This is a genomic window from Caballeronia sp. AZ1_KS37, assembly GCF_023631165.1.
GTDB classification, from domain to species: Bacteria; Pseudomonadota; Gammaproteobacteria; order Burkholderiales; family Burkholderiaceae; genus Caballeronia; species Caballeronia zhejiangensis.
Map to the genome: position 1 here is coordinate 1 of NZ_JALQDP010000070.1, position 257 is coordinate 257.

General features: G+C 52.9%; 1 protein-coding gene. It reads left to right on the forward strand.

Annotated elements, in window-relative coordinates:
- Nucleotides 1–53: 53 nt before the first annotated feature.
- A partial coding sequence (locus NCS00_RS33255) for a hypothetical protein (RefSeq protein ID WP_250442280.1) occupies nucleotides 54–257 on the forward strand: 204 nt, incomplete at its 3' end.

The following is a 257-nucleotide window of genomic DNA, read 5'->3' on the forward strand; positions in this document are numbered from 1 at the left end:
GCGTACAAATTACGATATACATTTCGGATCGACTTGGAGAAAATGATCCGACGTTGGCCGCTCTCGACAAACTTTCACGCGACCATGCACTGACGGTTCACTTCCTATTGAACGACGTGCGATCCATTTTCGAGATCGCATGGGACGGCAAGCATTTACTGGTGTCGAACGAACCACCATTGGGAGATCGGCGCCAACCGGTCAGCCCGAGAGAATTCAGCGGCTTCTACGTTTCTGAGCCGCGAGCCGTCGAACAC